Annotated in this window: 28 protein-coding genes; 12 read left to right on the top strand and 16 right to left on the bottom strand. The window is 72.7% G+C overall.

The features are described 5' to 3' along the window. Nucleotides 1–625 precede the first annotated feature (625 nt). Nucleotides 626–1,087: a hypothetical protein gene (locus AB0J24_RS13675; RefSeq protein WP_358680279.1), complete on the top strand. Its 462-nt coding sequence runs from the start codon at nucleotides 626–628 to the stop codon at nucleotides 1,085–1,087. A gap of 135 nt (nucleotides 1,088–1,222) precedes the next feature. On the opposite strand, the gene AB0J24_RS13670 is transcribed toward AB0J24_RS13675, so the two are convergent. Further along, nucleotides 1,223–1,993 carry an isoprenyl transferase gene (locus tag AB0J24_RS13670; RefSeq protein ID WP_358680277.1) on the bottom strand — a complete coding sequence of 257 codons (771 nt, stop codon included), beginning with the start codon at nucleotides 1,991–1,993 and terminating at the stop codon, nucleotides 1,223–1,225. 164 nt (nucleotides 1,994–2,157) lie between these two features. Between AB0J24_RS13670 and AB0J24_RS13665 the strand changes: the two genes are divergently transcribed. Further along, the gene (locus AB0J24_RS13665) at nucleotides 2,158–2,784 is read left to right on the top strand and encodes a hemolysin III family protein (protein ID WP_358680560.1); all 627 of its coding nucleotides are present in this window, start codon (nucleotides 2,158–2,160) and stop codon (nucleotides 2,782–2,784) included. 22 nt (nucleotides 2,785–2,806) lie between these two features. On the opposite strand, the gene AB0J24_RS13660 is transcribed toward AB0J24_RS13665, so the two are convergent. From AB0J24_RS13660 to mca, 4 genes are all read right to left on the bottom strand, one after another. Beyond that, the gene (locus AB0J24_RS13660; RefSeq protein ID WP_358680274.1) at nucleotides 2,807–3,373 is read right to left on the bottom strand and encodes a hypothetical protein; all 567 of its coding nucleotides are present in this window, start codon (nucleotides 3,371–3,373) and stop codon (nucleotides 2,807–2,809) included. 58 nt (nucleotides 3,374–3,431) lie between these two features. Next, on the bottom strand, nucleotides 3,432–5,447 hold the full coding sequence (locus AB0J24_RS13655; protein ID WP_358680271.1) for a thioredoxin domain-containing protein: 2,016 nt from the start codon (nucleotides 5,445–5,447) through the stop codon (nucleotides 3,432–3,434). Nucleotides 5,448–5,460: 13 nt separating this feature from the next. Next, nucleotides 5,461–5,844: a hypothetical protein gene (locus tag AB0J24_RS13650; RefSeq protein WP_358680269.1), complete on the bottom strand. Its 384-nt coding sequence runs from the start codon at nucleotides 5,842–5,844 to the stop codon at nucleotides 5,461–5,463. Nucleotides 5,845–5,928: 84 nt separating this feature from the next. After that, nucleotides 5,929–6,906, bottom strand: coding sequence for a mycothiol conjugate amidase Mca (gene mca / locus AB0J24_RS13645; RefSeq protein ID WP_358680266.1), 978 nt, complete (start codon nucleotides 6,904–6,906; stop codon nucleotides 5,929–5,931). A gap of 479 nt (nucleotides 6,907–7,385) precedes the next feature. On the opposite strand from mca, the gene greA reads away from it, so the two are divergent. After that, on the top strand, nucleotides 7,386–7,874 hold the full coding sequence (gene greA, locus AB0J24_RS13640; protein WP_358680557.1) for a transcription elongation factor GreA: 489 nt from the start codon (nucleotides 7,386–7,388) through the stop codon (nucleotides 7,872–7,874). Nucleotides 7,875–7,931: 57 nt separating this feature from the next. Here the strand turns inward: greA and ilvA are convergent, their stop codons facing one another. Next, a complete protein-coding gene (gene ilvA, locus AB0J24_RS13635) occupies nucleotides 7,932–9,149 on the bottom strand; it encodes a threonine ammonia-lyase (RefSeq protein WP_358680264.1) in 1,218 nt (405 codons plus the stop codon). 148 nt (nucleotides 9,150–9,297) lie between these two features. Between ilvA and AB0J24_RS13630 the strand changes: the two genes are divergently transcribed. Further along, on the top strand, nucleotides 9,298–9,525 hold the full coding sequence (locus AB0J24_RS13630) for a hypothetical protein (RefSeq protein WP_358680261.1): 228 nt from the start codon (nucleotides 9,298–9,300) through the stop codon (nucleotides 9,523–9,525). A gap of 11 nt (nucleotides 9,526–9,536) precedes the next feature. On the opposite strand, the gene AB0J24_RS13625 is transcribed toward AB0J24_RS13630, so the two are convergent. From AB0J24_RS13625 to AB0J24_RS13615, 3 genes are read right to left on the bottom strand one after another with little or no spacing between them, the layout of a single operon-like run. Then, nucleotides 9,537–10,682 carry a cystathionine gamma-synthase gene (locus AB0J24_RS13625; protein ID WP_358680258.1) on the bottom strand — a complete coding sequence of 382 codons (1,146 nt, stop codon included), beginning with the start codon at nucleotides 10,680–10,682 and terminating at the stop codon, nucleotides 9,537–9,539. Between the two features lie 44 nt (nucleotides 10,683–10,726). After that, nucleotides 10,727–12,094, bottom strand: a complete 1,368-nt coding sequence (locus AB0J24_RS13620) for a cystathionine beta-synthase (RefSeq protein ID WP_358680256.1) — start codon at nucleotides 12,092–12,094, stop codon at nucleotides 10,727–10,729. Nucleotides 12,095–12,113: 19 nt separating this feature from the next. Further along, nucleotides 12,114–12,575 carry a pyridoxamine 5'-phosphate oxidase family protein gene (locus AB0J24_RS13615; RefSeq protein ID WP_358680253.1) on the bottom strand — a complete coding sequence of 154 codons (462 nt, stop codon included), beginning with the start codon at nucleotides 12,573–12,575 and terminating at the stop codon, nucleotides 12,114–12,116. A gap of 107 nt (nucleotides 12,576–12,682) precedes the next feature. On the opposite strand from AB0J24_RS13615, the gene AB0J24_RS13610 reads away from it, so the two are divergent. Continuing rightward, entirely contained in the window at nucleotides 12,683–13,903 is a 1,221-nt protein-coding gene (locus AB0J24_RS13610) for an acetyl-CoA C-acetyltransferase (RefSeq protein WP_358680250.1), read from the top strand. Between the two features lie 222 nt (nucleotides 13,904–14,125). On the opposite strand, the gene AB0J24_RS13605 is transcribed toward AB0J24_RS13610, so the two are convergent. Together AB0J24_RS13605 and AB0J24_RS13600 are read right to left on the bottom strand one after the other, a co-directional pair. Continuing rightward, complete coding sequence (locus AB0J24_RS13605) at nucleotides 14,126–14,926, bottom strand: Bax inhibitor-1/YccA family protein (RefSeq protein WP_358680247.1); 801 nt, start codon at nucleotides 14,924–14,926, stop codon at nucleotides 14,126–14,128. A 156-nt stretch (nucleotides 14,927–15,082) separates the two neighbouring features. Then, nucleotides 15,083–15,358: a hypothetical protein gene (locus AB0J24_RS13600; protein WP_358680244.1), complete on the bottom strand. Its 276-nt coding sequence runs from the start codon at nucleotides 15,356–15,358 to the stop codon at nucleotides 15,083–15,085. A 167-nt stretch (nucleotides 15,359–15,525) separates the two neighbouring features. On the opposite strand from AB0J24_RS13600, the gene AB0J24_RS13595 reads away from it, so the two are divergent. Continuing rightward, nucleotides 15,526–15,750: a hypothetical protein gene (locus AB0J24_RS13595; protein WP_358680242.1), complete on the top strand. Its 225-nt coding sequence runs from the start codon at nucleotides 15,526–15,528 to the stop codon at nucleotides 15,748–15,750. Nucleotides 15,751–15,760: 10 nt separating this feature from the next. On the opposite strand, the gene AB0J24_RS13590 is transcribed toward AB0J24_RS13595, so the two are convergent. Then, nucleotides 15,761–16,162 (bottom strand): hypothetical protein, encoded by a 402-nt coding sequence (locus tag AB0J24_RS13590; protein WP_358680239.1) that lies wholly within the window; start codon nucleotides 16,160–16,162, stop codon nucleotides 15,761–15,763. Between the two features lie 52 nt (nucleotides 16,163–16,214). Between AB0J24_RS13590 and AB0J24_RS13585 the strand changes: the two genes are divergently transcribed. Beyond that, the gene (locus tag AB0J24_RS13585; RefSeq protein ID WP_358680236.1) at nucleotides 16,215–16,448 is read left to right on the top strand and encodes a DUF397 domain-containing protein; all 234 of its coding nucleotides are present in this window, start codon (nucleotides 16,215–16,217) and stop codon (nucleotides 16,446–16,448) included. 4 nt (nucleotides 16,449–16,452) lie between these two features. On the opposite strand, the gene AB0J24_RS13580 is transcribed toward AB0J24_RS13585, so the two are convergent. After that, nucleotides 16,453–17,502, bottom strand: coding sequence for a nitronate monooxygenase (locus AB0J24_RS13580; protein WP_358680233.1), 1,050 nt, complete (start codon nucleotides 17,500–17,502; stop codon nucleotides 16,453–16,455). 101 nt (nucleotides 17,503–17,603) lie between these two features. Between AB0J24_RS13580 and prcB the strand changes: the two genes are divergently transcribed. After that, on the top strand, nucleotides 17,604–18,395 hold the full coding sequence (gene prcB, locus AB0J24_RS13575) for a proteasome subunit beta (protein ID WP_358680230.1): 792 nt from the start codon (nucleotides 17,604–17,606) through the stop codon (nucleotides 18,393–18,395). Nucleotides 18,396–18,834: 439 nt separating this feature from the next. Beyond that, nucleotides 18,835–19,188, top strand: coding sequence for a VOC family protein (locus AB0J24_RS13570; RefSeq protein ID WP_358680227.1), 354 nt, complete (start codon nucleotides 18,835–18,837; stop codon nucleotides 19,186–19,188). Between the two features lies 1 nt (nucleotide 19,189). Here AB0J24_RS13570 and AB0J24_RS13565 read toward each other — a convergent pair whose 3' ends face one another. Then, nucleotides 19,190–19,390 carry a hypothetical protein gene (locus AB0J24_RS13565; RefSeq protein ID WP_358680224.1) on the bottom strand — a complete coding sequence of 67 codons (201 nt, stop codon included), beginning with the start codon at nucleotides 19,388–19,390 and terminating at the stop codon, nucleotides 19,190–19,192. An 84-nt stretch (nucleotides 19,391–19,474) separates the two neighbouring features. Here AB0J24_RS13565 and AB0J24_RS13560 point away from each other — a divergent pair, with 84 nt between their 5' ends. Both AB0J24_RS13560 and AB0J24_RS13555 read left to right on the top strand, forming a co-directional pair. Further along, nucleotides 19,475–20,047, top strand: coding sequence for a TetR family transcriptional regulator (locus AB0J24_RS13560; protein ID WP_358680221.1), 573 nt, complete (start codon nucleotides 19,475–19,477; stop codon nucleotides 20,045–20,047). A 75-nt stretch (nucleotides 20,048–20,122) separates the two neighbouring features. Further along, complete coding sequence (locus AB0J24_RS13555; protein WP_358680218.1) at nucleotides 20,123–20,620, top strand: hypothetical protein; 498 nt, start codon at nucleotides 20,123–20,125, stop codon at nucleotides 20,618–20,620. A gap of 190 nt (nucleotides 20,621–20,810) precedes the next feature. On the opposite strand, the gene AB0J24_RS13550 is transcribed toward AB0J24_RS13555, so the two are convergent. Both AB0J24_RS13550 and AB0J24_RS13545 read right to left on the bottom strand, forming a co-directional pair. Beyond that, nucleotides 20,811–21,377 (bottom strand): dihydrofolate reductase family protein, encoded by a 567-nt coding sequence (locus AB0J24_RS13550; protein ID WP_358680216.1) that lies wholly within the window; start codon nucleotides 21,375–21,377, stop codon nucleotides 20,811–20,813. Nucleotides 21,378–21,485: 108 nt separating this feature from the next. Further along, on the bottom strand, nucleotides 21,486–22,913 hold the full coding sequence (locus AB0J24_RS13545) for an amidohydrolase family protein (RefSeq protein WP_358680213.1): 1,428 nt from the start codon (nucleotides 22,911–22,913) through the stop codon (nucleotides 21,486–21,488). 201 nt (nucleotides 22,914–23,114) lie between these two features. On the opposite strand from AB0J24_RS13545, the gene AB0J24_RS13540 reads away from it, so the two are divergent. After that, the gene (locus tag AB0J24_RS13540; RefSeq protein ID WP_358680211.1) at nucleotides 23,115–23,924 is read left to right on the top strand and encodes an IclR family transcriptional regulator C-terminal domain-containing protein; all 810 of its coding nucleotides are present in this window, start codon (nucleotides 23,115–23,117) and stop codon (nucleotides 23,922–23,924) included. Nucleotides 23,925–23,978 lie beyond the last annotated feature (54 nt).

The raw sequence follows: 23,978 nt of genomic DNA, 5'->3' as shown, positions 1-23,978 counted from the left end.
GCCCCCCGGTTCCGGCCGTCCGCCTGGTTCCGCCCGGCCCTGTGCCGGCCCGTTCGGTTCCGCGCAGCCCGCCCGGTTCCGGCCGACCCGTGCGGTTCCGGCCGTCCGCTTGGTTCCGCCCGGCGGTCCACCCGGTTCCGGTCCGGTCCGACCTCCACTCGACTCCGCGCGGTTCCGGTCCGACCACGGCCGGTTCCGGCCGGATCCGGTCCGTGCAACAGGGGCCGGACCCCGGACGAGCACCGCGCGGCCGGGCGCACGCCCCGCGTCCGGCCGGTGGACCGCACCCCCACTCACCCCCGCCCGGACGGGGACAACGAGTGCCGGCACACGGCCTACGGCACTGCCGACTGTTCAGGGTCGTCTAGTAACCCGTATCAACCAGCTGAGACTCGCCCGTTCGCCACGCCGGCGGACAGCCTGCGCGGCCGACGAATCCCCTGGTACCCGAACGGACCGCCGCTCCGCGGAAAAAAAACACGGAGGGTCAGATTGTCGGCGCCGGAAGCCTCCGTTAGATTGACGCCCAGTCGATGCGGGCTCCCCGGTTCGAGCGTCGACAAGTACTGAGAGTGCACCCGGATCCCCCGGGTCTGCACTCTTCGACTCAAACAGGAGACGGACTGTGCTGAAGAAGGCTGGAATCGTCGTCGCGGCCGGCGCCGCGTCGCTCGTCGCGCTGAGCCCGCTGGCGTTCGCAAGCGACAGCCACGAGGCGGCCGACAGCTTCAACAAGACCAAGGACAGCTTCAACAAGACCTACACCGACGTGAAGGACATCGACAAGACCGATGTCCAGTTCGGACACAACGGCGGCAACGTCGCCGACAAGTCCGCGCACGGCCTGGTCAACGTGTCGGGCAACAACCTGAACGTGTCTCCGCAGCTCTGCGGGACCGCGCTCAACGGCAACAGCCTGATCTCGGGCGCCCTCGGCGGCCTGTTCTCCGAGGCCGAGAACGCCACCAGCGTCAACTCGGACAACGGCGTCAGCTGCACCAACGCCTCCGAGGCCGGTGACGAGTTCGACCAGGACAACGCCGACCAGCAGCACGGTGGCGACAAGAGCGACAAGGGCTACAAGTAAGTCGTTCGCGCGCACTGCGCATCAGAAGGGCCCCGGGGTTCACCCCGGGGCCCTTCTGCAGTTCCGGCGCACCCGCCGGCCGATCCGAAATTCCTATAACGAGCGAGCACGCCGAAGGTTACGCACGAATGTGAATCAGCCGCCGAAACGGCGGTGCCGGGCTGCGAAGTCACGCAGCGCGCGGAGAAAATCGACCCGGCGGAACTCCGGCCAGTAGGCCTCGCAGAACCAGAACTCCGAATGGGCCGACTGCCAGAGCAGGAAGCCTGACAAGCGCTGCTCGCCACTGGTCCGGATGACCAGGTCCGGATCCGGCTGACCGGACGTGTAGAGATGCTCCGCGATGTGGTCGACGTCGAGGCTCTCCGCGATCTCCTCGAGGGTGCGGCCGGACTCCGCCTGGGTGAGCAGCATCTTGCGCACGGCGTCCGCGATCTCCTGGCGTCCGCCGTAACCGACGGCGACGTTCAGCTGTAGTCCGCCGCGGTCACCGGTCCGCGCCACCGCCGCGGCCAGCCGGTCCGCCAGAGACTTCGGCAGCAGCTCCATCGCCCCGACCACCCGCAACCGCCAGGGGGTGTCCGGGCCGGAGAGGTCGTCCACCACCCCGCCGATGATCTCGAGCAGATCCTTCAGCTCCTCCGGCGAGCGGGTGTCGAGGTTGTCCGTCGAGAGCAGGAAGACCGTCACCACCTCGACCCCGGCCTCGGAGCACCAGCCGAGCATCTCGGCGATCTTCGCGGCGCCTGCGCGGTGACCCTCGGCCGGGTCGTCGAGCCCGGCCTCGCGGGCCCACCGACGGTTGCCGTCGAGGATCAGCGCCACGTGCTTCGGACTGTCGGATCCGGCGATCTGGCGCAGGATCCTGCGCTCGTACACCGTGTAGAGCAGGTCTCGAACGGCCACGAACACGGACCCTAGTCCGACCCCCGGGAGCCGATGCGGGCGCTGCTCGCCGGGCACCCCGCCCGGTGTGGCGTAGCTCCACCCACCGGGACGTGGCCGGGTACGGCACGTAACGTCGGGTCGTGTCCTCGGTGAGCATCCCTCCCGCACCGTCGAGACCGCGGATGCGCGGTTGGCTGCACCTGTGGAGCCTGGTCGCATCCGTCTTCGCCTGCGCCGCACTGATCAGCGTGGCCGGTGCGCTGGTCGGCGTGCCGGCCGCCGTGTCGACCGCGGTCTACGCACTGACCACGTTCGGCCTGTTCGGCATCAGCGCGCTGTACCACCGGCACACCTGGACCGATCCGGGCCGGCGCCGGCTGATGAAGCGCCTCGACCACTCCATGATCTTCCTGTTCATCGCGGGTACCTACACACCGGTGTCGGTGCTCGCGCTGCCCCCGGGCACCGCGACCTGGGTGCTGGCGGTGGTCTGGGGCGGTGCGCTCGCCGGGGTCGCGCTGAAGCTGGCCTGGCCGTCGGCACCGTCCTGGGTGGGGGTGCCGATCTACGTGGCACTCGGCTGGGTGGCCGTCTTCGTGCTTCCCGCCCTGCTCGACGGCGGCGGGGTCACCGCGCTCGTCCTGCTCCTGGCCGGCGGTGCGCTCTACACCGCGGGTGCGGTCGTCTACGCGCTGCGCAGGCCCGACCCGTGGCCCACGACCTTCGGCTACCACGAGATCTTCCACGCGGCGACCGTGCTGGCGTGGGCCTGCCACCACATCGCGATCTGGTTGGTGCTGCTGCGCTGACCGTGCGGGTGACCGGGCCCGGTCAGGACGGGCCCTGGGCCCGCAGGTCGTCCACCCGTGCCATCGCCGAGCGCAGCTCGGCCAGCCAGTCGTCGGCGTGCCGGCCGACGAGCCGGACCGACCAGCTCAGCGCGTCCGAGCGGGATCGGGCCACACCGGCGTCGACCAGCGTGTCGAGGACCAGCCGCTCCGGTTGGCGCAGCCTGGTCATGACCGGCACCGAGAGCGTGGTGAACAGCTCGGTGGTGCCGCCGAGCCGGGCACCCCAGGCGACCTTGCGCCGGTAGCGTGCCTCCGCCTGGCGGGCGATCTCGATCCGCCGGTCCCGGGTCTCCTCGCGGAACCGGGCGATCCGGCCGGCCTCCGCGGCGGCCGCGTCGGCCCGCCCCGCGTCGGTGTCGGGGTGCTCGGTCTCCAGCGCGGGCAGCTCCCCGACGACCACGATCTCGTCCCGGTCGCAGGTGACCTCCGGCGAGCCGGTGAACCAACCGTCGGGCAACCGCCCGCTGAACCACGCCTGCGCGTCCTCGGCGGACGGCAGATCGGCCTGTTGCCAGCCGCCGCGTCCCCGTCCTCGTGCTGCCTTCATCGGGCACCCCCTTGAGTGATTACAGCATTGCACTGATTACGGAGATGCGCGATGAGGATCACCGGGTCAGCAGCGCCGACAGCTCGTCGGGGCCGGTCACCGGCATGTCGCACACGAACCCCCGGCACACGTACGCCGCGGCGCGACCGCCGACCGTGCCGCGGCCGGCGAGCAGCGGAATCCCGTCCGCATCCGGTTCCCCGGCGACGACGACCGCGCCACCGGGCGCATCCCACCGGGCCCGGGCGGTCAACGGACCCGATCCGGGCTCCCCCACGACGGCCACCTGCACCGGGCCACCGACCAGGGCCTCGGCCGCGGTGAGCCAGTGCCCGAGGAAACGCGGGGCCCGCCCGGCCAGCGTCCCGATCGAACGCACCGCCTGTTCGGCCGCGTCGCGGTAGCGGGCCGAGTGCGCGGGGCCGGCCAGCGCCGACGCCGTCACCAGCGCCTCGGCGAGCGCCGACGACCCGCAGGGCGACGCGTTGTCGGTCAACTCACGGGGCCGGTGCAGCAGCAGCTCGGCGTCGGCGGAGTCGGCGGCGGTGTCCAGGTAGGTGCCCGGCCGGCCGGGCGCGGCGAACCGGTCCAGGGTGGTGTCGAGCAGCTCCAGCGCAGCGGCCAGCCGGGCCGGGTCACCCGTCGCCTGGTGCAGCGCGAGCAGCCCGGCCGCGAGCAGCGCGTGGTCCTCCAGCACGGCGTCGGCCTCGCCCGGCCGCCCGTGTCGTGAGGACCGCCGCAGCCGGCCGTCGACGACGTGCACCTCGAGCAGCAGATCGGCGATCGCGCCCGCCGCCCGCACCCACTCCGGCCGGTCCGTCGCGGCCCCTGCCTCGGCCAGCGCGACGACGGCGAGCGCGTTCCAGGCCGTCACCACCTTGTCGTCACGGGCCGGCTGCGGTCGGGTCGAACGCGCGGCGAGCAGCGTGGCCCGGGTCCGCTCCCACCAGGCCGGATCGTCCGGGTCACGGAGCAGCTGCAGGGTCGAGGCGCCGTCGGAGAACGTCCCGTCCGCGGTGACGCCCAGCAGCTCGGCGGCCCGGGCGCCGTCGTCGAGCCCGAGCACCTCGTGCAGCTGTGCGGGCGTCCACACGTAGGTGAGGCCCTCGATCCCGTCGGTGTCGGCGTCCAGTGCCGAGGCCAGTCCGCCCTCGGGGGTGCGGAGGTCGTCGAGCAGGAACCGGGCGATCCCCTCCGCGACCCGCGTGGCGAGCGCCGAGCCACGGCGGCCGAGGTGCCCGTAGGCGCGCAACAACAAGGCGTTGTCGTAGAGCATCTTCTCGAAGTGCGGGACCACCCAGCCCTCGTCGACCGAGTACCGGGCGAAGCCACCGGCCAGCTGATCGTGCAACCCGCCCCGGGCCATCGCCGCGGCGGTGCCCTCGACCAACCGCAGCGCCTGCTCGGAGCCGGTCCGCTCGTGGTGACGGAGCAGGAACTCCAGCACCATCGACGGCGGGAACTTCGGGGCGCGACCGAACCCGCCGTGCTCCGGGTCGTACTGGCCGGCCAGCGCCTCGACCACGTCGTCGAGAGTCTGCTCGCCGACCGTCACCGGCTCCGGATCGGTGGCGGCCTGCTCGGCCAGCTGCTCGGCGATCCGGCCGGCGGCGACCCGGACCCGCTCGCCGTCCCCGGTCCAGGCACCGGACACGGCGTCGAGCAGCTGCCGGAACGACGGGAGCCCGTGCCGGGGTCGTGGGGGCAGGTAGGTGGCGCAGTGGAACGGTTCGCCGTCCGGGGTGAGGAAGCAGGTCATCGGCCAGCCGCCCTGGCCGGTCATCGCCTGGGTGGCCGCCATGTAGACGGCGTCGATGTCCGGGCGTTCCTCCCGGTCCACCTTGATCGCGACGAAGCCACGGTTCACGACCGCGGCGATCTCGGGGTCCTCGAACGACTCGTGGGCCATCACGTGGCACCAGTGACAGGCCGCGTAGCCGACCGAGAGCAGCACCGGGACGTCCCGGCGCCGGGCCTCGGCGAACGCGTCGGCCGACCAGGGATGCCAGTCGATCGGGTTGTCGGCGTGCTGGAGCAGGTACGGGCTGGTGGCCGTGGCGAGCCGGTTCGGCATGCCACCCAGACTCTCAGGTGCTGCGGGGTCCCGCGCCGGTGTCCCGCTCCGCCGGCTCGCCACCGCTCCTGCCGCCGACGCCACCGCTGTCGGCTCGCGCCCTGCCGGTGTCTGCCCTGGCGGTGTCTGCCCTGGCGGTGTCTGCGCCGTCGGTGTCCGCCCTGCCGGTGTCTGCGCTGTCGATGTCGAACGACTCGGGCAACCGGGTGATCCGCGTGCTCATGTTCCGGATCAGGAACGCCGTCGCCAACAGCAGCACCAGGACGACCGCCAGCCCCACCGGCGCCGCGCTGCCCCACTCGGGGAGCTGCCCCGGGGGCGGTGGACGCTCCTGCATCGGCACCAGGAAGCCCGCCGCGACCTCGCGCGCCACCACCGTCGCGCTGTCGATCAGCACCGCCGACCGCCTCCGCACTCGCCGAAGATTCAGGGCCGGACCGCGACTCGGCGCCGCGCGTCCGACGGTGAGGCTACCCGCGCCTCAGCCGGCCCTCCGCTGCTCCCCGCGCTCGAACGGGATGCCGGCGAACAGGTCGTCCTCCGGGACGGCGGTGTCGACGAGCGAGTGGACCAGCTCGTAGTCCTCGGTCGGCCAGACCCTGGCCTGCACCTCGAGCGGGGTGAAGAAGAACCGGCTGGTCGGGTCGATCTGGGTGGCGTGCGCGCGCAGCGCGTCGTCGCGGCGGCCGAACCAGTCCGAACAGGGGACCCGGGTGGTGACCCTGGTACCCGGGTCCGGCCGGTCGCGCCAGTTCTCCAGCCACTCGGTGTACGGCGACTCCTCCCCCGCATCCAGGAACGCCTGATGGAACGCCTCGAGCCGGGCCCGGGAGAAGCCGTGCCCGTAGTAGAGCTTGAGCGGCTGCCACGGCGGCCCCGCCTCGGGAAATCGCGCCGGATCGCCGGCGGCCTCCCACGCGGCCATCGAGATGACGTGGGTGCGGATGTGGTCGGGATGCGGGTAGCCGCCGTTCTCGTCGTAGGTGACGATCACGTGCGGACGGAACTCGCGAACCAGCCGGACCAGGGCGGCGGTCTGCTCCTCGACGTCGCCGAGGGCGAAACACCCGTCCGGCAACGGGGGCGCCGGGTCGCCCTCGGGGAGCCCGGAGTCGACGAAGCCGAGCCAGGCGTGCCGGACGCCGAGGATCTCGGCGGCCCGGGCCATCTCCTCGCGCCGGACGGCCGTCATGTTCTCCAGCACCTCCGGGCGGTCCATCGCCGGATTGAGGATGCTGCCGCGCTCACCACCGGTGCAGGTCACGACGAGCACCTCGTGTCCCTCGTCGGCGTACCGGGCGGTGGTGGCGGCCCCCTTGGACGACTCGTCGTCGGGGTGCGCGTGCACGGTCAGCAACCGGGGACGCTCACCGGGGGCGGGCAGCGACAGCTTCTGTGCGACCGACTGGTGTGCGACCGACGGCTGGGCGACGGGCTGCGGCGTGGGCGGTGGGGTCATCGGGTGGGTTCCTCCACGGTCACCTGGCTCGGGGCCCGCTGCGCGACCGGGGCCGGCGCGGGCGGCGAGTTCGTGTGTTGGTCGCGATCCTGGCAGAGCGGACCGACAGCGACCGCTCCACGAGGTGTTCAGCATCCGCAACGCGGACCGGGTTTCCGCTGTTCCCAGAGCTGCACGCCCGTACCGGAGCATCGCGACGGGCGGTTCCGCTCAGTTCGGAAGCGAATCCGGCCACGCCGCTACCATCGCTCTCACCTGCGAGGATCCGACCGCGGGGAACCAGATCGAGCACTCCGCCGTTCACCGAGGAGCTGCGACGAGCGGCGCGCATCGTGCTAGGGTGTCTCGTACACGGCCCGCCAGCGGGTCGTGTTTTTCCTTACTCGGGGCGTGCCGCCCGGTGCCGCTGCCCCCGCTGCCCCGTCGGCGCACGGCGCCTGGCGGCGACACGCCCTGTTTCCCTGAAGGAGTTGATGACGGTGACGGATACCCAGGCGACCTGGTTGACCCAGGAGGCCTTCGACCGGCTGAAGTCCGAGCTGGACGGGTTGATCGCGAACCGGCCCGTCATCGCCGCCGAGATCAACGCCCGCCGCGAGGAGGGCGACCTGAAGGAGAACGGCGGCTACCACGCGGCCCGCGAGGAGCAGGGCCAGCAGGAGGCCCGGATCCGTCAGCTGCAGGAGCTGCTGCGCACCGCCCAGGTGGGCACCACCCCGTCGAGCTCCGACCGGGCCGCCCCCGGCACCGTGCTCACCATCAAGTACGAGGACGACGAGGACACCGAGAAGGTGCTGCTCGGCTCCCGCGAGGAGGGCAGCCACGGCGACCTGCAGGTGATCTCGCCGAACTCCCCGCTCGGCGCGGCACTGCTCGGCGCGAAGCCCGGTGAGTCCCGCGAGTACCAGCTGCCCGACGGCGGCAACATGAAGGTCACCCTGGTCGGGATCGAGGCCTTCACCGGTTGACTCCGGACGCGTCGACGCGGGCCCGGCCACCACGGCCGGGCCCGTCGTCGTGAGCGGTCAGGACGGCGCGGTGACGGCGTACCCGGCCGCCCGCAGCCCGGCGACGATCGTGTCCCGGTGCTCGGGCCCGCGGGTCTCCAGGCTCAGCTCCACGTCGACCTCGCCGACCGGCAGCGCGCCGCTGATCCTCGAGTGCGCCACGTCGGTGACGTTCGCACCGAGGCTCCCGACCCGGGCCAGCAGCTCCGCCAGCGCGCCGGGCCGGTCCGGCACCTGCACCCGCAGCGTCAGGTACCGCGACGACGCCACCAACCCGTTGCGAATGACCTGCAGCAGCACCAACGGGTCCACGTTCCCCCCGGACAGCACCGCCACGACCGGTCCGGTGAACCGGTCCGGATGTTCCAGCAGGGCCGCGACCGGGGCAGCACCAGCCGGTTCGACGACCAGCTTCGCCCGCTCCAGGCAGTGCACCAGCGCTCCGGCCAGCGCGTCCTCCCCCACCGTGACGAGTTCGTCGATCAGACCCGCCACCTGCGGGTACGTGACGTCGCCCGGCCGACCGACGGCGATCCCGTCGGCCATGGTGCGCATCCCGTCCAGCGCGACCGGGCGCCCGGCCGCGAGCGAGGGCGGCCAGGCCGCCGCGCCGGCGGCCTGCACCCCCACGATCCGGACCTCGGGCCGGTGCTCGCGCAGCACGGCGGCGATGCCGCCGAGCAGCCCGCCGCCGCCCGCCGAGACCAGCACGGTGGCCACGTCCGGCACCTGCTCGAGTATCTCGCAGCCCACCGTTCCCTGGCCCGCGATGATGTCCGGGTGGTCGAACGGGTGCACCAGCACCGAACCCGAACGCTCGGCCGCCTCCGCCGCCGCGCCGACCGCCTCGTCCACCGAACGGCCGGTCAGGACGACCTCGGCCCCGTAGCCGCGGGTGGCGTCCACCTTCGGCAGCGCGGCGCGCTCGGGCATGAACACCGTGGCACGGACCCCGAGCAACCGGGCCGCCAGCGCCACCCCCTGCGCATGGTTGCCCGCGGAGGCCGCGAGGACACCGCGCGCCCGCTCCTGCGCGGTGAGCCGGGCGATGCGGGTGTAGGCGCCCCGGATCTTGAACGAGCCGGTGCGCTGCAGGTTCTCGCACTTGAGACGGACCGGGGCGCCGACGAGATCGGAGAGCGCCCTGGCGCCCGCGACAGGGGTGGTGCGCACCACCCCGTCGAGCAGATCACGGGCGGCGTACACGTCGGCGGAGGTGACCGGCGGGGTGACCATCCGGGCAGTCTCGCACCACCGCCGGTAACCTCGCCGGTGTCCACCGGGCGTGATCGCCGAGCCACTCGGGGTCGGGGCACGCCGCGCGGCCGCGAACCCTGCGGGGTCCGCTCCGTTCGGCGCCCGGTAGTCGGGGAGGAACTCGCGAATGACCCGGTTGCGCACCACCGCGCCGCTGTTGCTGGCGGCCGCGCTGACCGCGCTCGCCGTGACCACGGTGCACGGTGCGGGCTGCGACGATCCCGGCCACTACGAGCCGGGGCCGGACGGGACCTGGGTGCTGGTCGGCGGGTGCGTCGAGCCGGGGGACCTCGTCCTCGCGCCGCCGCCGGCCGTCACCGACCCCTCATCGGCCCCGGAACGGTCCCGCAGCTGAGACCGGCCCGCTCAGCGGACCGAGTCGAGCGCGCTGCGCAGGTCGTCGGCCAGGTCGTCGACGTCCTCGATCCCCACCGACAGCCGCACCAGGCTGTCCGGGACCTCCAGCATCGACCCGGCGGTCGACGCGTGGGTCATCTGGCCGGGGTGCTCGATCAACGACTCGATACCGCCGAGCGACTCGGCGAGGGTGAACAGCCTCGTCCCCGCGCAGATCCGCAGCGCTGCCTCGCGGCCACCGGCCGCCAGGAAGGACACCATCCCGCCGAACCTGCGCATCTGCTTCGCAGCGACCTCGTGGCCCGGGTGCCCGGGCAGGCCCGGGTAGAGGACCTGCGACACGGCGGGATGCGCTCCGAGCAGTTCCGCGATCCGCTCCGCGTTGTCGCAGTGCCGCTCCATCCGGACCGCGAGGGTCTTCACCCCGCGCAGGGTCAGCCAGGCGTCGAACGGACCGGGGACCGAACCGACCGAGTTCTGGGTGAAGGAGATCCGTTCGGCGAGCTCGTCGTCGTCGGTGACCAACGCGCCACCGACGACATCGGAGTGCCCGCCGATGTACTTGGTGGTCGAGTGGACGACGACGTCGGCGCCGAGCGCGAGCGGCGTCTGCAGGTACGGCGAGGCGAAGGTGTTGTCCACGACGAGCCGCGCCCCCGCCTCGTGCGCGATCCCGGCCAGACCGGCGATGTCGGCGATCCCGAGCAACGGGTTCGTCGGCGTCTCCGACCACACCACGCGGGTGGTGGGGCGCAGCGCGGCGCGCAGGGCGTCGTGATCGGCGAGGTCGACCGGGGTGTGCTCGACGCCGAAACCGCTGAGCACCTTGTCGACGAGCCGGAACGTGCCGCCGTAGGCGTCGTGCGGGATGACCAGGTGGTCACCGGGACGGAGCAGGATCCGCAGCAGGGTGTCGGTGGCGCCCATGCCCGATCCGAACGCGTGCGCGTGCCGGCCGCCCTCCAGGGCCGCCAGGCACTCCTGCAGGGCCGTCCGGGTCGGGTTGGCGCTACGCGAGTACTCGTACCCGCCGCGGGTCGCACCGACGCCGTCCTGCGCGTAGGTCGAACTCGTGTGGATCGAGGTGGTGACCGCGCCCGTGGTCGGGTCGGGGTCCTGACCGGCGTGGATCGCCCGTGTGGAGAAACCCTGCATGCGCCCGGAGGGTACGCGCGCCGCCGAGCGGACCCCCCGCCCGGTCAGCCGTTCCCGAGGAAGGCGATCACGTCGGACCGGGTGACGACGCCGGCCGGCTTGCCGTCCATCAGCACGAGAGCGGCGTCGGCCTTGGCGAACGCGGTCATCGCGTCCTGCAGCGACTCGCCGGCGCCCAGCGTCGGCAGCGGCGGGGACATGTGGTCCTCCAGCCGGTCGGCGAGCTGCGCCCGGCCGGTGAACAGTGCGTCGAGCAGGTCCCGCTCGACGACCGCCCCGGCCACCTCGGCGGCCATCACCGGCGGCTCGGCCCGGACCACCGGCATCTGCGAGACACCGAACTCGCGCAGGTAGAGCGCGGCGTCGGCGACGGTCTCGTTCGGGTGGGCGTGCACCAGGTCCGGGATCGACCCGTCCTTGCGGCGCAGGACATCGCCGATGGTGGCGGCCCCGGTCGGCGGCAGGAACCCGTAGCTGGCCATCCAGGCGTCGTTGAACACCTTGCCGAGGTACCCGCGGCCGCCGTCGGGCAGCAGGACGACGACCACGGCGTCGGCAGGCAGCGTGGCGGCGGCCCGGAGCGCGGCGACCGCCGCCATCCCGCAGGACCCGCCGACGAGCAGCGCCTCCTCCCGGGCGAGCCGCCGCGTCATGTCGAACGAGTCGGCGTCGGAGACCGCGATGATCTCGTCGCACACCGTCCGGTCGTAGGTGTCCGGCCAGAAGTCCTCGCCGACGCCCTCGACCAGGTACGGCCGGCCGGTGCCACCGGAGTAGACCGAGCCCTCCGGGTCGGCCCCGATGACGCGCACCGCGCCGCCGGAGACCTCCTTGAGGTAGCGGCCGATCCCGGAGATCGTGCCGCCGGTGCCGATCCCCGCGACGAAGTGGGTGATCTTCCCGTCGGTCTGCTCCCAGATCTCGGGGCCGGTGGTGCGGTAGTGCGACTCCGGGTTGGCCGGGTTGGCGTACTGGTTCGGCTTCCAGGCGCCCTCGATCTCGCTGACGAGCCGGTCCGACGTGCGGTAGTACGAGTCGGGATGGTCCGGCTCGACGGCGGTCGGGCAGACCACGACCTCGGCGCCGTAGGCCTTCAGCACGTTGCGCTTGTCCTCGCCGACCTTGTCCGGGCAGACGAAGACGCACTGGTAGCCCTTGCGCTGCGCGACCATGGCCAGCCCGACCCCGGTGTTGCCCGAGGTGGGTTCGACGATGGTGCCACCGGGACGCAGCTCGCCGGACGCCTCGGCGGCCTCCACCATCCGCAGGGCGATCCGGTCCTTCACCGAACCACCCGGATTCAGGTACTCGACCTTGGCGAGGACCGGCGGCGCGACCCCCTCGGCGACCGCACCCAGCCGGACGAGCGGGGTGTTCCCGACCAGGTCGACGACGTGCTCGACGTAGCGCATGGGGGCATCCTCGCACCGCTCACTCCCGCACGACCGAGCGCAGTCCCGACGACGGCGTCCACCAGCGGACGACGAGCCGCTCGCGAGCCTCGTCCAGGCCGGTCCAGACGACCTCGCCGAGGTCGACGCGGAACGCGTCACCGGCGACCGGGCCGGACATCGGCCCCTGCCAGACGGCGCGCCCCGCCACCTTGAGATCACCGTCGCCCAGGTCGCCCCCGCTCTGGTCGGCGGGCGCGGCGTGCAGCGCGAACCGCGGGTCCCGCCGCAGGTCGGCACCCTTGCGGGCGCCCGGCATCGAGCCGAACGCCAGCTCGGTGACCGGGCCCGAGTCGTCGAACACGACCTCGATGCCCGACACCCGGGGCGCCCCGTCCGCCCGCAGGGTCGCGATCACCAGTGCGACGCCGCGCTGCAGGATCCGCTGCGCCAGTTCGGCGAACTCGGGCTCGGCGGACCGGAAAGCTCTCCAGGAGGTCATGGCGCCAGCATGCCGGGCACCCCTGACAACTTCGTCACGTCGCGGGCCGGGACCCGGTTACCCGCAAGTAGAGTCGCGGCCGACCCTGCACCGGAGGAGGACGTCCCATGCCCGAAGCCGTCATCGTCGCCGCAGCCCGGTCCCCGATCGGCCGTGCCAACAAGGGGTCCCTCGCCGGGATGCGCCCGGACGACCTCACCGTCCAGATGGTGCGCGCGGCGCTGGACCAGGTCCCGTCGCTGGACCCGGCCGAGATCGACGACCTGATGCTGGGCTGCGGGCTCCCCGGTGGTGAGCAGGGCAACAACCTCGCCCGGATCGTCGCGATCGCGCTCGGCTACGACTCGCTGCCGGGCACCACGATCACCCGCTACTGCTCGTCGTCGCTGCAGACCACCCGGATGGCGCTGCACGCGATCAGGGCCGGCGAGGGCGAGGTGTTCGTCTCCGCGGGCGTGGAGACGGTCTCCCGGTTCTCCCGCGGCACCTCCGACTCGTGGCCGGACACGCACAACCCGCTGTTCGCCGAGGCCGAGGCCCGGACCGCGGAGGCCGCGGAGAAGGGCTCCACGAGCTGGACCGACCCGCGCGAGCAGAACCTGCTCCCGGACGCCTACATCGCGATGGGACAGACCGCGGAGAACCTGGCGCTGCACAAGAACGTGTCCCGGGAGGACATGGACCGGTTCGCGGTGCGCTCGCAGAACCTCGCCGAGCAGGCGATCGCGGACGGGTTCTTCGAACGCGAGATCACCCCGGTCACGCTGCCCGACGGCACCGTCGTCCGGACCGACGACGGCCCGCGGCCGGGCACCACCTACGACAAGATCTCGGAGCTCAAGCCGGTGTTCCGGCCGGACGGGCGGATCACCGCGGGCAACGCCTGCCCGCTCAACGACGGTGCCGCGGCACTGGTGATCATGTCCGACACCCGGGCGGAGCAGCTCGGCGTCACCCCGCTGGCCCGGGTCGTCTCGACCGGCGTCACCGGCCTCTCCCCGGAGATCATGGGTTACGGGCCGGTGGAGGCGTCGAAGCAGGCGCTGCACCGGGCCGGGCTGACCATGGACGACATCGACCTCGTCGAGATCAACGAGGCGTTCGCCGCGCAGGTCCTGCCCAGCGCCCGTGACCTCGGCATCCCCGAGGAGAAGCTCAACGTGCACGGCGGCGCGATCGCGCTCGGCCACCCGTTCGGCATGACCGGCGCCCGGATCACCACGACGCTGATCAACGGGCTGCGCACCCGCGACGGTCGCTACGGCCTGGAGACGATGTGCGTCGGTGGGGGCCAGGGCATGGCGATGGTGCTCGAGCGGCTCTCCTGAGTCGCGCACCGGTGGCCGGGCCGGGCGGGTCGGTGACGAGCCGCTCGCACGGCCCGGCGCGGACGTAGGCGCAGCGCATGCGCCGGCGCCCGCGGGCGGGACCGGAGCGAGCCCCGGCACGACGACGCCGCGGACACCCGGAGGTGTCCGCGGCGCGTCGGACCGGAGGGGGCGAGTCCGGCCCGCTCCCCGGCCCGCGCAGGGGCCGGGTCGTACCGCGGGTCAGTCGCCCTGGAAGTAGGTCAGCAGACGGAAGATCTCGATGTAGAGCCAGACCAGCGTGGTCATCAGGCCGAACGCGATGTACCAAGAGTACTTCTCCGGCACACCGGACTTCACCGCGTTGTCGGCGGCGTCGAAGTCGAGCAGCAGGCTGAACGCCGCCACCCCGATGACCACCAGGCTGAACAGGATCGCCAGCGGGCTGCCGTCGCGCAGGCCGAGCCCGCCGCCGACGAAGAAGCTCATCACCAGGTTCGCCAGCATCAGGACGACGACGCCGATCAGGGCGCCCATCATCCACTTGGTGAACCGGGGGGTGACCCGCACGGCACCGGTCTTGTAGACGACCAGCATCCCGAAGAACACGCCTGCGGTGCCGATGACGGCCTGCAGCGCGACACCCGGGAACATCGCGGAGATGCCCCCGAGCGCGACACCCATCGCACCGGAGTACGTCAGCGTGAGCGGGGCGCTGGGCTTCTGCCTGAAGATGACGATCAGCGCCACCACGAGGCCGACGATGAACGCCGGGAGCGCCAGGATCGTGAACCCCGACCACACGGTCAGGAAGCCTGCGATCAGCGCGAGACCACCGCTGATCGCGGTCTTCTGGACGATGTCGTCGATCGTGATCGGACGGCCGGTCTCCTGGGTGGCCCGGCTCGGGTCGACGTGTGACGTCTGGGCGCCGGCATAAGCGGATGCACCACCCATCATGCCGCCGCCCGAGCGGTCGAACGTGGCGTAGCCGCCCTGCTGGGTGGGCAGGTTGCGGAACGCCGGGTTGCTCGTGGAGCGCACCTGGATCCTCCTCGACGGACGTGTGCGAGACCCACCAGCGGCGGGCCCTCGCATCATGGCAACGCCGAGGGAGCGCCGGTGGTTCCCACCGGTAAAAGAAAATTTACCGCTTGCCGCCCAGCCGGCGACAGGCCGCCCGGCGACCTTCCGTGAAGATCAGCGCTCCGGCCGCCCCACCTGCGGGAACGTGCGTGTCGGTGCGGGCCGGTCGCCGTCCACGACGGGGATCTCCGGAGTGGTGTCGTCGCGCCCCGTGTCGGGGCGCAGCGGTGGGCTCCCGCGCAGCTCGGCCCGGATCAGGCCCGGCAGCCGGCGCACCGACCGCAGCGCGGCCGAGGCCGCCCGGCGACCGGCCGGGACCATCAGGACGACGACGAGCAGCACCAGCACGACGGCCAGGAACACCAGACCGTCGGGACCCGGACCGATCACGGGACACCTCCTCGAACCCGGGCGCCCGGCCGGGGGCCGCCGGAGCCCGCCCTTGCCCCGCCCAACGAACGGGTGGCCGCGCAGTCACGCGTCCAGCGGTCGTCGGGGGGTCGTACTACCGTATCCGGCGACCGGGGTCGTCGAGTTCGGGGAAGGTGGTCTTCACCATGTGGGCGTTGTTCTCCCGCCATCTGCGGGTGTGGCTGCTGCTGGCCGTCGGGGCGCCGATCCTGGCCTGGCTGCTCGGCAGGATCGGAGACGCGATCGAGCGTCGGCGCGGACCGAACGTCGTGAGCAAGATCACTCACCAGGGGCGGCGTTTCCTGGAGCGGCGCGCCCGCGGGCCACTGCGCAGGCGGGAGCGTGCCGACGCGGACCGGCTGGCCCGCTGAGGCGGACCGATCAGGCCGGGAGCAGCCTGCCGAGCCATCCCCCGCGGCGACGCGGGGTGGCGACGGTCGGCGTCGGATCGAGTTCCGCGCACCGCCGGCACGGCGTCCCGTCCGCCGCGACGAGCGGCGCCGGTGACACGAGATGCCCGCAGAGTGCCTCGTAACGCCCGGTCCGGACGGCGTGTGGAGCGCAGAGTTCTGTGTCGGTCACTTTGTGTGCACGGCGGTCGATGACGGAGGTCAGCGTGAGGACCTCGGGTTCATCCGCCGCGCGATCCGGCCCGGCGCTCACGACGTCGACCTCCGTACCGGATGTCCGTACGTCGACCGGCGCATTCTCACGCCCCTTCCAGGCAGGCTTGCTCCTATCGTCGGCGATGCCGGTTGCGGATGCAAGATCGAATGCATACACGTTCGACACCCTCCGCAACTACCGACCCGCCGCGACCCGCCCCGGAGGCACCATGTCCCGTCCGAACGGAACCCGTGCGGCCGATCTCGGGCCGGTGAACTGGCGCCGCCCCGCCGGTGGCCGCCACCGGAGCGACGGCGTCGAGTTCGCCGTGCTCGACGACGGCCGGGTCGCCGTCCGCGACGCGGGCGACCCGGACGGCCCGGTCCTGCTCTACACCGCCGCCGAGATCTCCGCGTTCGTCGACGGCGCCAAGAAGGGTGAGTTCGACGACATGCTCGGTTGAGCACTCACGGCAACATCGCCTCCGCCTCCCGCCACATGCCGGCGACCACCTCGGCCGCCGGCCGGGTCGTCGCCCGCGCCGCGGCCTGCCCGGCCCAGTGGTTGACCCGGTCCAGCATCCCGGGCTCCCCCGCCCGGTACTGGGCGACCAGGCGTCGCTGGTGCGGGTACGGGGCGGGATCCGGCGCCTCCGGGCCGTCCCAGGCCCGGACGTAGCGGGTCGGCACGGCCCGCGCCAGGCGGCCGGTGTACGCGCGGGTGGTCACGGTGTCCTCCGGCGCGAGACGGTCGAGTTCGGCTGCCCAACCGGCGTCGATCGCCGCCTCGGGGGTGCGCAGCAGCGCCGTCCCGACCTGCACCGCACTCGCGCCGAGAGTCAGCGCCGCGGCCACCGACCGGCCGTCGGCGACCGCGCCGGCGGCCACGACCGGCACCGACAGCGCACCGGCCAGCCACGGGACGAGCGCGAACAGCCCGACGGCCGTGCGTTCGGCGTCCTCGGGGCGGGTGCTGCCCCGGTGGCCGCCCGCCTCCATGCCCTGCGCGACGACGACGTCGGCGCCGGCCCGTTCGGCGGCGAGCGCCTCGTCCAGGGTGGTGGCCGTCGCGAACCAGGCGATCCCGGCCGCGTGCGCGGCGGCGACGTGGTCGGCGGGGAGCAACCCCATGATCGTCGAGATGGCGGTGGGGCGGGCGTCGATGACGGCACCGACCTGCTCGTCGAAGTCCGGTGCCGGGCCGGGGGCCGGCCCCGCGGTGCCACCGAGCCGGTCGAGGAACGACGCCTGGGCCTCGGTCCCCGGATCGGCGGGCGGGTCCGGGATCCACACGTTGAGCTGGAAGGGCGCGTCACCGGCGGCCTCGCGGTAGCGGCGGGCCCAGTCCGCGATCGCCGCCGGGGAGTCGTTGACGACCGCGGCGGCTCCCATGCCTCCCGCCGCGGCCACGGCGGCCGCCAGTCCGGGCGGACAGGCGCCCGCCATCGGCGCCTCCAGTACGGGCACCGTCAACCCGTACCGGTCGCAGAAGGAACCGGTCCGTTCACGCACGCTCACCCCGGTGAGTCTGCCCCCTTCCCGCTGGACCTTCCGGGTCCCCCGGGGAAGGATCAGCCGGGTCCGCCCCTGGCCCGAGCAGAACGGAACCAGCTCCCCGCATGACCGGCCCGTCGTTCCTGGAACAGCTGCGTGCACACGCCCCCGAGGCGCTGCCCGCCCATCTCCCCCGCGATCCCGCGCACCGGGTCCCGGCCGACCTGCGGGCCCCGCACGGCACCACGATCATCGCCTTCACCTGGGCCGAGGGTGTCCTGCTCGCCGGGGACCGGCGGGCCACCTCCGGCAACCTGATCGCGCAGAAGGACCTGGTCAAGGTCGTCGTCGTGGACGGCACGTCGGCAGCCGGGTTCGCCGGTTCGGTCGGGCACGCATTGCTGCTCCTCTCGCTGTTCGCCGTGGAGGTCGAGCAGTACGAAAAGGTCGAGGGCGCCCCGATCAGCCAGGACGGCAAGATCCGCAGGTTGTCCACGATCGTGCGGGAGAACCTGCCCGCGGCGATGCAGGGTTTCGTCGCGCTGCCGCTCTACGTCGGCTACGACCCGGCCGATCCGGATCCGGCGCGGATCGTCACGTTCGACGCCTCCGGCAGCATCGCCCGCAACCGCATCGGCTACGCGAGCATCGGATCCGGTTCGGACTTCGCCCAGGCGTCGCTCAAGAAGCTGCACCGGCCCGATCTCGACCGCGCCGGTGCGATCACGCTGGCCGTCGAAGCACTGTGGGACGCCGCCGACGACGACACCGCCACCGCGGGCCCCGACCTGATCCGCTCGCTGTTCCCGAACCTGATCACGGTGACCGCAGAGGGCGCCGCCGAGGTGGAGGAGCGCGAGGTGCGGGCCGCGACCGAGGTGATGCTCGCCGGCCGTTCCCGCCGGCCCGGAGGCTGAGCGGGCCGCAACCCGGTCGCCCTCGCGACCGGCCCGGGTCACGATCACGCGGTGGCCGATCTCCTGCGCTGGCAGTTCGACCTGACCTGGTCGCTGTGCGAATACCATCTCGACCGGCTGGTCGACGACGACCTCACCCGGATCCCGGCACCGCTGCACTGGACCGTGCACCGCGGGACGGACGGGATCTGGACCCCCGACTTCCCCGCCGACGGTGCGGAGCCGGACCCGCCGCCCGCGCCGACCGGCGCCTGGATCGCCTGGCACCTGGGCGAACGCCGAGCTGGGACGGGTACGGGTGGTACGGGGCGCGGGCGGTTGAGTCGCGGCACCCCGGGACGGTGCTCACCCGCCTGCCGATCCCGGAGAGTGTCCGGGCCTGTTCGCAACGTCCTCGCCACCCGCCGGTGCTCGGGTCGGATCCGGCAAGCTGTCGGCCATGTCCACGCTGCGGTCGGTCGCACCGGTCCTCTCCACATCCGATCTCGGCCGGTGGCTCGGCCACTACCGCGAGCTCGGCTTCGCCGTCGAGCGTGACGGCGACGAGTACGGGTTCGCGGTGCTCGACGGCGTGGAGCTGCACGTCGCGGTGAACCCCGACCACGATCCGCGGCGCACCGCGGGCTGCGCCTACCTGCACGTCGAGGACGCCGACGAGCTGCACGCCCGGTGGTCGAAGGTGGCCGGCGGCCGTGCGGTGACCCCGGTGGACACCGCCTACGGGCTGCGCGAGGGCGCCCAGATCGACCCGGACGGCAACCTGCTCCGCTACGGCTCGCCGCTCACGTGCTGAGTCAGCCGGCGCCCCGGCGGTCGAGAGCGACGATCGTGATCCCCGCTGCCACGACGACGAGCAGCGGGGGGATCCAGGACATCGATCCGGTGACGCCCAGCGGTCCCCACAGCCCGGCCCGCCCGGTGAACAGGAACATGACCAGCGGGACCAGCCCGAGGCCGAGTCCGACCATACCCACGACGTTCTGTGCTGCCTTCATTGCGCCCCTCTCGTAACAGTGCGATCGCATTGCAACAGTGCAGGGTGGTCGTTGTCAATGCGATCGCATTGTTACGCTGGCACCGTGCCCCGCTCCGTGGACCACGACGCCCGCCGCTCCGAGATCGCCGACGCCGTGCTCGCCCTCGTCGCCCGCGCAGGCACCGAGGCCGTGTCGCTGCGTTCGGTCGCAGCCGAGGCCGGCATCTCCATGGGCCGGGTGCAGCACTACTTCCCGAGCAAGGACGCGCTGCTGCTGCACGCACTCGACCGGTCGCACCGCCGGATGGAACAGCGGATCGAAGATCGGGCCCGCTCCGGTCCCGACACCGAGCGCGCGGCGCTGGCCACGATCCTCGACGAGCTGCTCGGATCGCATCCCGAGTCCCGCGACGCGATCCGCATCCACGCCGCGTTCGCCGCGCGCGAGGTCGACGAGCGCGCCCGGGCGATCCTCACCGACGGTGACGCCGAGATCCTGGCCCTCGCGGTGAAGGTCGTCGCCGACGCCGGCTCCCCCACCCCGGAGGACGACGGTTACGCACTGCTCGCGCTCGCCGGCGGTCTGGGACACGACGTCGCCCTGCACGGTGCACCGGTCGACCGTGCCCGCCGGGTGCTGGCGGCGATGCTGGACCGGCTCGCACCCGAGCCCTGAACGCCGCACACTCACCGACGGTTGTGACCGGAGGGGGTGGACCCGCACGCGGTTGTGCTTTGCGACGATCGTCCGATGCGTCCGTGGTTCCCCCTTCTCGTCGGCTCGGTGTTCTACCTGGCCGCGCTGCTCTGGGCCGCCACCGAACTGCCGCCCGACGGGGTACCGCTGCACTTCGACGCCGCCGGCGCACCGACCCGGTTCGGCACCCGGGCCGAGTTCCTCGGGTTCGGCACCGTGGTCGGCCTGGTCATGATCGGAACCGGGGTCGGGGTGTACGCGCTGGTCATGCGGGCCCCGCTGAACGCGATCAGCGTTCCGCACAAGGAGTACTGGACGCACCCGTCGCGGTCCGCTCGGCTGCGCCGCATGCTCGCCGAGGACATGGGCCGGCTGTTCGGCGTCATCGTCGCCTTCCTCGCGCTGGTCCCGGTGGCCACCGTGTACGCGACGCGGGCCGACCCGGTGCGGCTACCGGCCGGAGCGACCTGGCTCGCCGTCGCGGTGCTGGTGGTGGGGCTCGTCGTGTGGTGCGTGTGGCAGACCCGGCACCGCTACCGCCCGGCGGTGTGAACGCCGCACCGCCCGCACCGCCCACACCGCCCGCCCGGCCCGCCCGGCCCGCACGGCCCGCACGCGCCGAGATGCAGATCAGCGGGAATTGTTGATCTTTCCGGCCCGCTGAGCTGCATCTCGGCGCAGTGCGGGTGGAGCGGCGCGGTTCGGCGCGGGTGGAGCGGCGCGGACGGCGGTGGAGCGCGGGTCAGGGGGTTGCGCGGGTCCGGTAGTGCAGGAAGGTGAACCCGCCCGCGAGACGCTGCTGCTCCACGAGCTCCAGCCCGGTCCGGACGCCGTCGGGCAGGGCCCGTAGGCCCCCACCGACCAGTGCCGGGACCAGGTAGAGGTCGAGATCGTCGACGAGTCCGGTCCGGAGCGCCTCCGCGGCGAGGGTCGGACCGGAGATCGAGACGTCGCCCGGCGCCGCGGACACGATCTCCCGGACCCGGGCGGGGTCGAGTTCACGCTCCAGGGTGGTCCGCGCGGTGCTCACCGCGGTCAGGCTGCGGGAGAACACCACCTTGGTCGCAGCGCGCCACGTGGCGGCGAACTCCAGATCGGTCGCGCTGCGCCCGGAGGCCCGGTCGACGTGCTCCCAGTCCTGCATCTCCTCGTACATGCGACGGCCGTAGAGGTGGGTGTCGGCGGTTCGCTCGCGTTCGGTGACGAACGCGACCACCTCGTCGTCCGGGACCGCCCAGTCGTAGCGGCCGTCGGGATCGGTCAGGTAGCCGTCCGCGGACATGATCGCCGAGTAGCGCAGGCGTCCCATCGCACTCCCCTTCCGTACCGGGCCGCCCAGCCTCGCACACCGAGATGCAGCTCAGCGGGAGTTGACGATCTTCGGCGCCCGCTGAGCCGCATCTCGGTGTCGACGGGATCAGGCGTGGTGCGTCGCCGCGCTCCGGTAGTCGGTGTAGGTGTACGGGTTGTCGAGGATCTTGGTCTCCGGGATCTCCGGGTTCATGCCCTGCTGCCAGGCCTCCTCGCCCATGGTCGCGCGCAGGTGCTCCACGGTGGACCCGACAGCCGCCCGCGCGGCGGCGAGGTCGACGTCGACCAGCCGGCCGTCGCGCTTCACGATCCGGCCGTTCACCAGCACCGTGTGCACGTCCGCGCGCTGCGCCTGGAACGCGACATGCCCGTGCGGGTGCAGCAGCGGGAACGAGACCGGCGAGTGTTCGTTGCGGATCAGCACCAGGTCGGCCTTCTTGCCGGTCTCGACACTGCCCAGGTCGGACTCGCGCCCGATCGCGCGGGCGCCGCCGCGGGTCGCCCACTCGACGACCTGCTCGGCACGCAGCGCGGAGTGGGTGACCGTGTCGCCGCGGGAGTGCGCCTCCAGGTGCTCGCGGGAACGGTCGGCCCCCAGCGTCGCGCGCATCGCGGAGAACAGGTCGGCGCTCCACCACATCGAGGTGTCCATCGACAGCGACACGTCGATGCCGTGCTCGCGCAGCGCCCAGGTGGGCGGATAGCCCTGCCCGGCGCTCTGCTCGCTCTCGGTGGACACCGACACCGAGCCGCCGGTCGCGGCGATCCGCTGGTAGGAGTCGGCGCTCAGGGTGGCCGCGTGCACGTAGACCGTCTCCGGCGTCATGAAGCCGTGCTCGTGCATGAGGCGGATGCCGTCGTCGTTGGTGGCGCCCCACACCCCGGCGTGCGTGGTGACCGGCACCCCGAGCTCGCGGGCGACCTCGAAGGCGGGCTTCTCCGGGAACGCCGGGTCGCCGGTCACGTCGAAGGCCAGCTGGAAGCCGAGCATGTCGTCACCGGGGGTGATCCGGCGCCCGACGAACTCGCGGAAGCCCGCGTCGGCGGTCCAGTTCGCGGGCGCGTCCTGGATGTTGCCGTAGGCGAGGACGAACCGGCCGGCGGTGGCCTGCAGGCCGTCGACGGCGGCGTCGGCGTGCTGCGGGGTCTGCAGGCCGTGCGACCAGTCGACGGTGGTGGTGACCCCGGCGTCGAGGGCCTCCAGGGCGGCGAGCAGGTTCCCGGCGTACACGTCCTCGGGGCGGAAGATCTTGCCCCACTCCAGGTAGTTCCAGACGAAGTACTGGGTGAGCGTCCAGTCCGCGCCGTAACCGCGCAGCGAGGTCTGCCACATGTGCCGGTGCGTGTCGATCATGCCCGGCATGACGATGCCGCCGGTCGCGTCGATCTCCTCGGTGCCGTCGGGCACCGGCAGGTCCGGCCCGATCGCGGAGATCCGGTCGCCGGTCACCAGGACGTCGTGCCCGGCCAGCACGGTCCGCTGCGCGTCCACCGTCAGCACGGTTCCGCCTCGGAGGACGATCGACTCGCTCATCGGGAGTGCTCCTTCGCTGTCAGCACTACTCGGACGGGCGTCCGGCATACGGACAACCCCCGGTCCGGGCCACTCTGGCGCAGCCCGCGCGCACTGTCAACGGACCTTCGACGCCATCCACGCGAGCTACGGTCACACCCGTCCGCACAGCGGACACGACCCGCTACCGTGGGCAGCCGGACTGCGAACGGGGGAGAGCCCATGCCACGTGAGGGAACCGGGCCGGATTTCATCGAGGCCCTCGCCCGCGGTCTGGAGGTGATCGCCGCCTTCCGGCCGGGCCGGCCGGAGATGACGCTGGCCGACGTCGCGGCCGCCACCGGACTCGCCCGGCCGACCGCGCGCCGCATCCTGATCACGCTGGCCGAGCTGGGGTACGTCCGCAGCTCGGAGCGCGGCTACCTGCTCACCCCGCGGGTGCTGGAGCTCGGCGTCGCCTACGTCCGCTCGACCGGATTGTGGGACATCGCCCGCCCACACCTGGAACGCCTGGTCGAGCGGACCAACGAGTCCTGCTCGATCGGCCAGCTCGACGGCTCGGACATCGTCTACGTCGCCCGGGTCGCCGTCCCCAAGATCGTCACCCTGGCGGTCCAGATCGGCACCCGGTTCCCGGCGCTGCCGACGTCGTTGGGAAAGGTGCAGCTCGCCGCGCTGTCGCCGGAGGAGCTCGACCGAGTGCTCGCCGAACCCACGCGGTCCGGGCTGACCCCGCGCTGGCGTCCGGACCGGGCGGAGCGCGACGCCGAGCTCCGCCAGGTGCGGGCCCGCGGCTGGGCCCTCACCGACGAGCAGCTCGCACCCGGCATCCGGTCGGTCGCCGCCCCGCTGCGCGACGGCGACGGCCGGGTGATCGCCGGCGTCAACGTCAACTGCCACGCGGCCGAGACCTCGCTGGAGACGCTGCTCGAACACCACCTGCCACTGCTGTTGCAGGCCGCGGGGGAGATCAGCGCCGACTTCGCCCGGCTGGCGACCGTGCCGCACGTGACGGTGCCCGCCCCGGCTTGACCGCGGCCCGCTCCGGAGCCACGATCGGCGGTAGCGGACACTTGTCCGCATCGC

The organism is Pseudonocardia sp. NPDC049635, assembly GCF_040659795.1.
In the GTDB taxonomy this organism is placed as follows: Bacteria; Actinomycetota; Actinomycetes; order Mycobacteriales; family Pseudonocardiaceae; genus Pseudonocardia.
This window is presented reverse-complemented; position numbering and strand designations above follow the sequence as displayed.

Bases quoted from the DNA above. Each gene is read 5' to 3' on its own strand.
- AB0J24_RS13665 (WP_358680560.1), top strand. From the start codon at position 2,158: ATGCGCGGTTGGCTGCACCTGTGGAGCCTGGTCGCATCCGTCTTCGCC.
- AB0J24_RS13660 (WP_358680274.1), bottom strand. From the start codon at position 3,373: ATGAAGGCAGCACGAGGACGGGGACGCGGCGGCTGGCAACAGGCCGAT.
- AB0J24_RS13655 (WP_358680271.1), bottom strand. From the start codon at position 5,447: ATGCCGAACCGGCTCGCCACGGCCACCAGCCCGTACCTGCTCCAGCAC.
- mca (WP_358680266.1), bottom strand. From the start codon at position 6,906: ATGACCCCACCGCCCACGCCGCAGCCCGTCGCCCAGCCGTCGGTCGCA.
- ilvA (WP_358680264.1), bottom strand. From the start codon at position 9,149: ATGGTCACCCCGCCGGTCACCTCCGCCGACGTGTACGCCGCCCGTGAT.
- AB0J24_RS13630 (WP_358680261.1), top strand. From the start codon at position 9,298: ATGACCCGGTTGCGCACCACCGCGCCGCTGTTGCTGGCGGCCGCGCTG.
- AB0J24_RS13625 (WP_358680258.1), bottom strand. From the start codon at position 10,682: ATGCAGGGTTTCTCCACACGGGCGATCCACGCCGGTCAGGACCCCGAC.
- AB0J24_RS13620 (WP_358680256.1), bottom strand. From the start codon at position 12,094: ATGCGCTACGTCGAGCACGTCGTCGACCTGGTCGGGAACACCCCGCTC.
- AB0J24_RS13615 (WP_358680253.1), bottom strand. From the start codon at position 12,575: ATGACCTCCTGGAGAGCTTTCCGGTCCGCCGAGCCCGAGTTCGCCGAA.
- AB0J24_RS13610 (WP_358680250.1), top strand. From the start codon at position 12,683: ATGCCCGAAGCCGTCATCGTCGCCGCAGCCCGGTCCCCGATCGGCCGT.
- AB0J24_RS13595 (WP_358680242.1), top strand. From the start codon at position 15,526: ATGTGGGCGTTGTTCTCCCGCCATCTGCGGGTGTGGCTGCTGCTGGCC.
- AB0J24_RS13585 (WP_358680236.1), top strand. From the start codon at position 16,215: ATGTCCCGTCCGAACGGAACCCGTGCGGCCGATCTCGGGCCGGTGAAC.
- prcB (WP_358680230.1), top strand. From the start codon at position 17,604: ATGACCGGCCCGTCGTTCCTGGAACAGCTGCGTGCACACGCCCCCGAG.
- AB0J24_RS13570 (WP_358680227.1), top strand. From the start codon at position 18,835: ATGTCCACGCTGCGGTCGGTCGCACCGGTCCTCTCCACATCCGATCTC.
- AB0J24_RS13565 (WP_358680224.1), bottom strand. From the start codon at position 19,390: ATGAAGGCAGCACAGAACGTCGTGGGTATGGTCGGACTCGGCCTCGGG.
- AB0J24_RS13555 (WP_358680218.1), top strand. From the start codon at position 20,123: ATGCGTCCGTGGTTCCCCCTTCTCGTCGGCTCGGTGTTCTACCTGGCC.
- AB0J24_RS13550 (WP_358680216.1), bottom strand. From the start codon at position 21,377: ATGGGACGCCTGCGCTACTCGGCGATCATGTCCGCGGACGGCTACCTG.
- AB0J24_RS13545 (WP_358680213.1), bottom strand. From the start codon at position 22,913: ATGAGCGAGTCGATCGTCCTCCGAGGCGGAACCGTGCTGACGGTGGAC.
- AB0J24_RS13540 (WP_358680211.1), top strand. From the start codon at position 23,115: ATGCCACGTGAGGGAACCGGGCCGGATTTCATCGAGGCCCTCGCCCGC.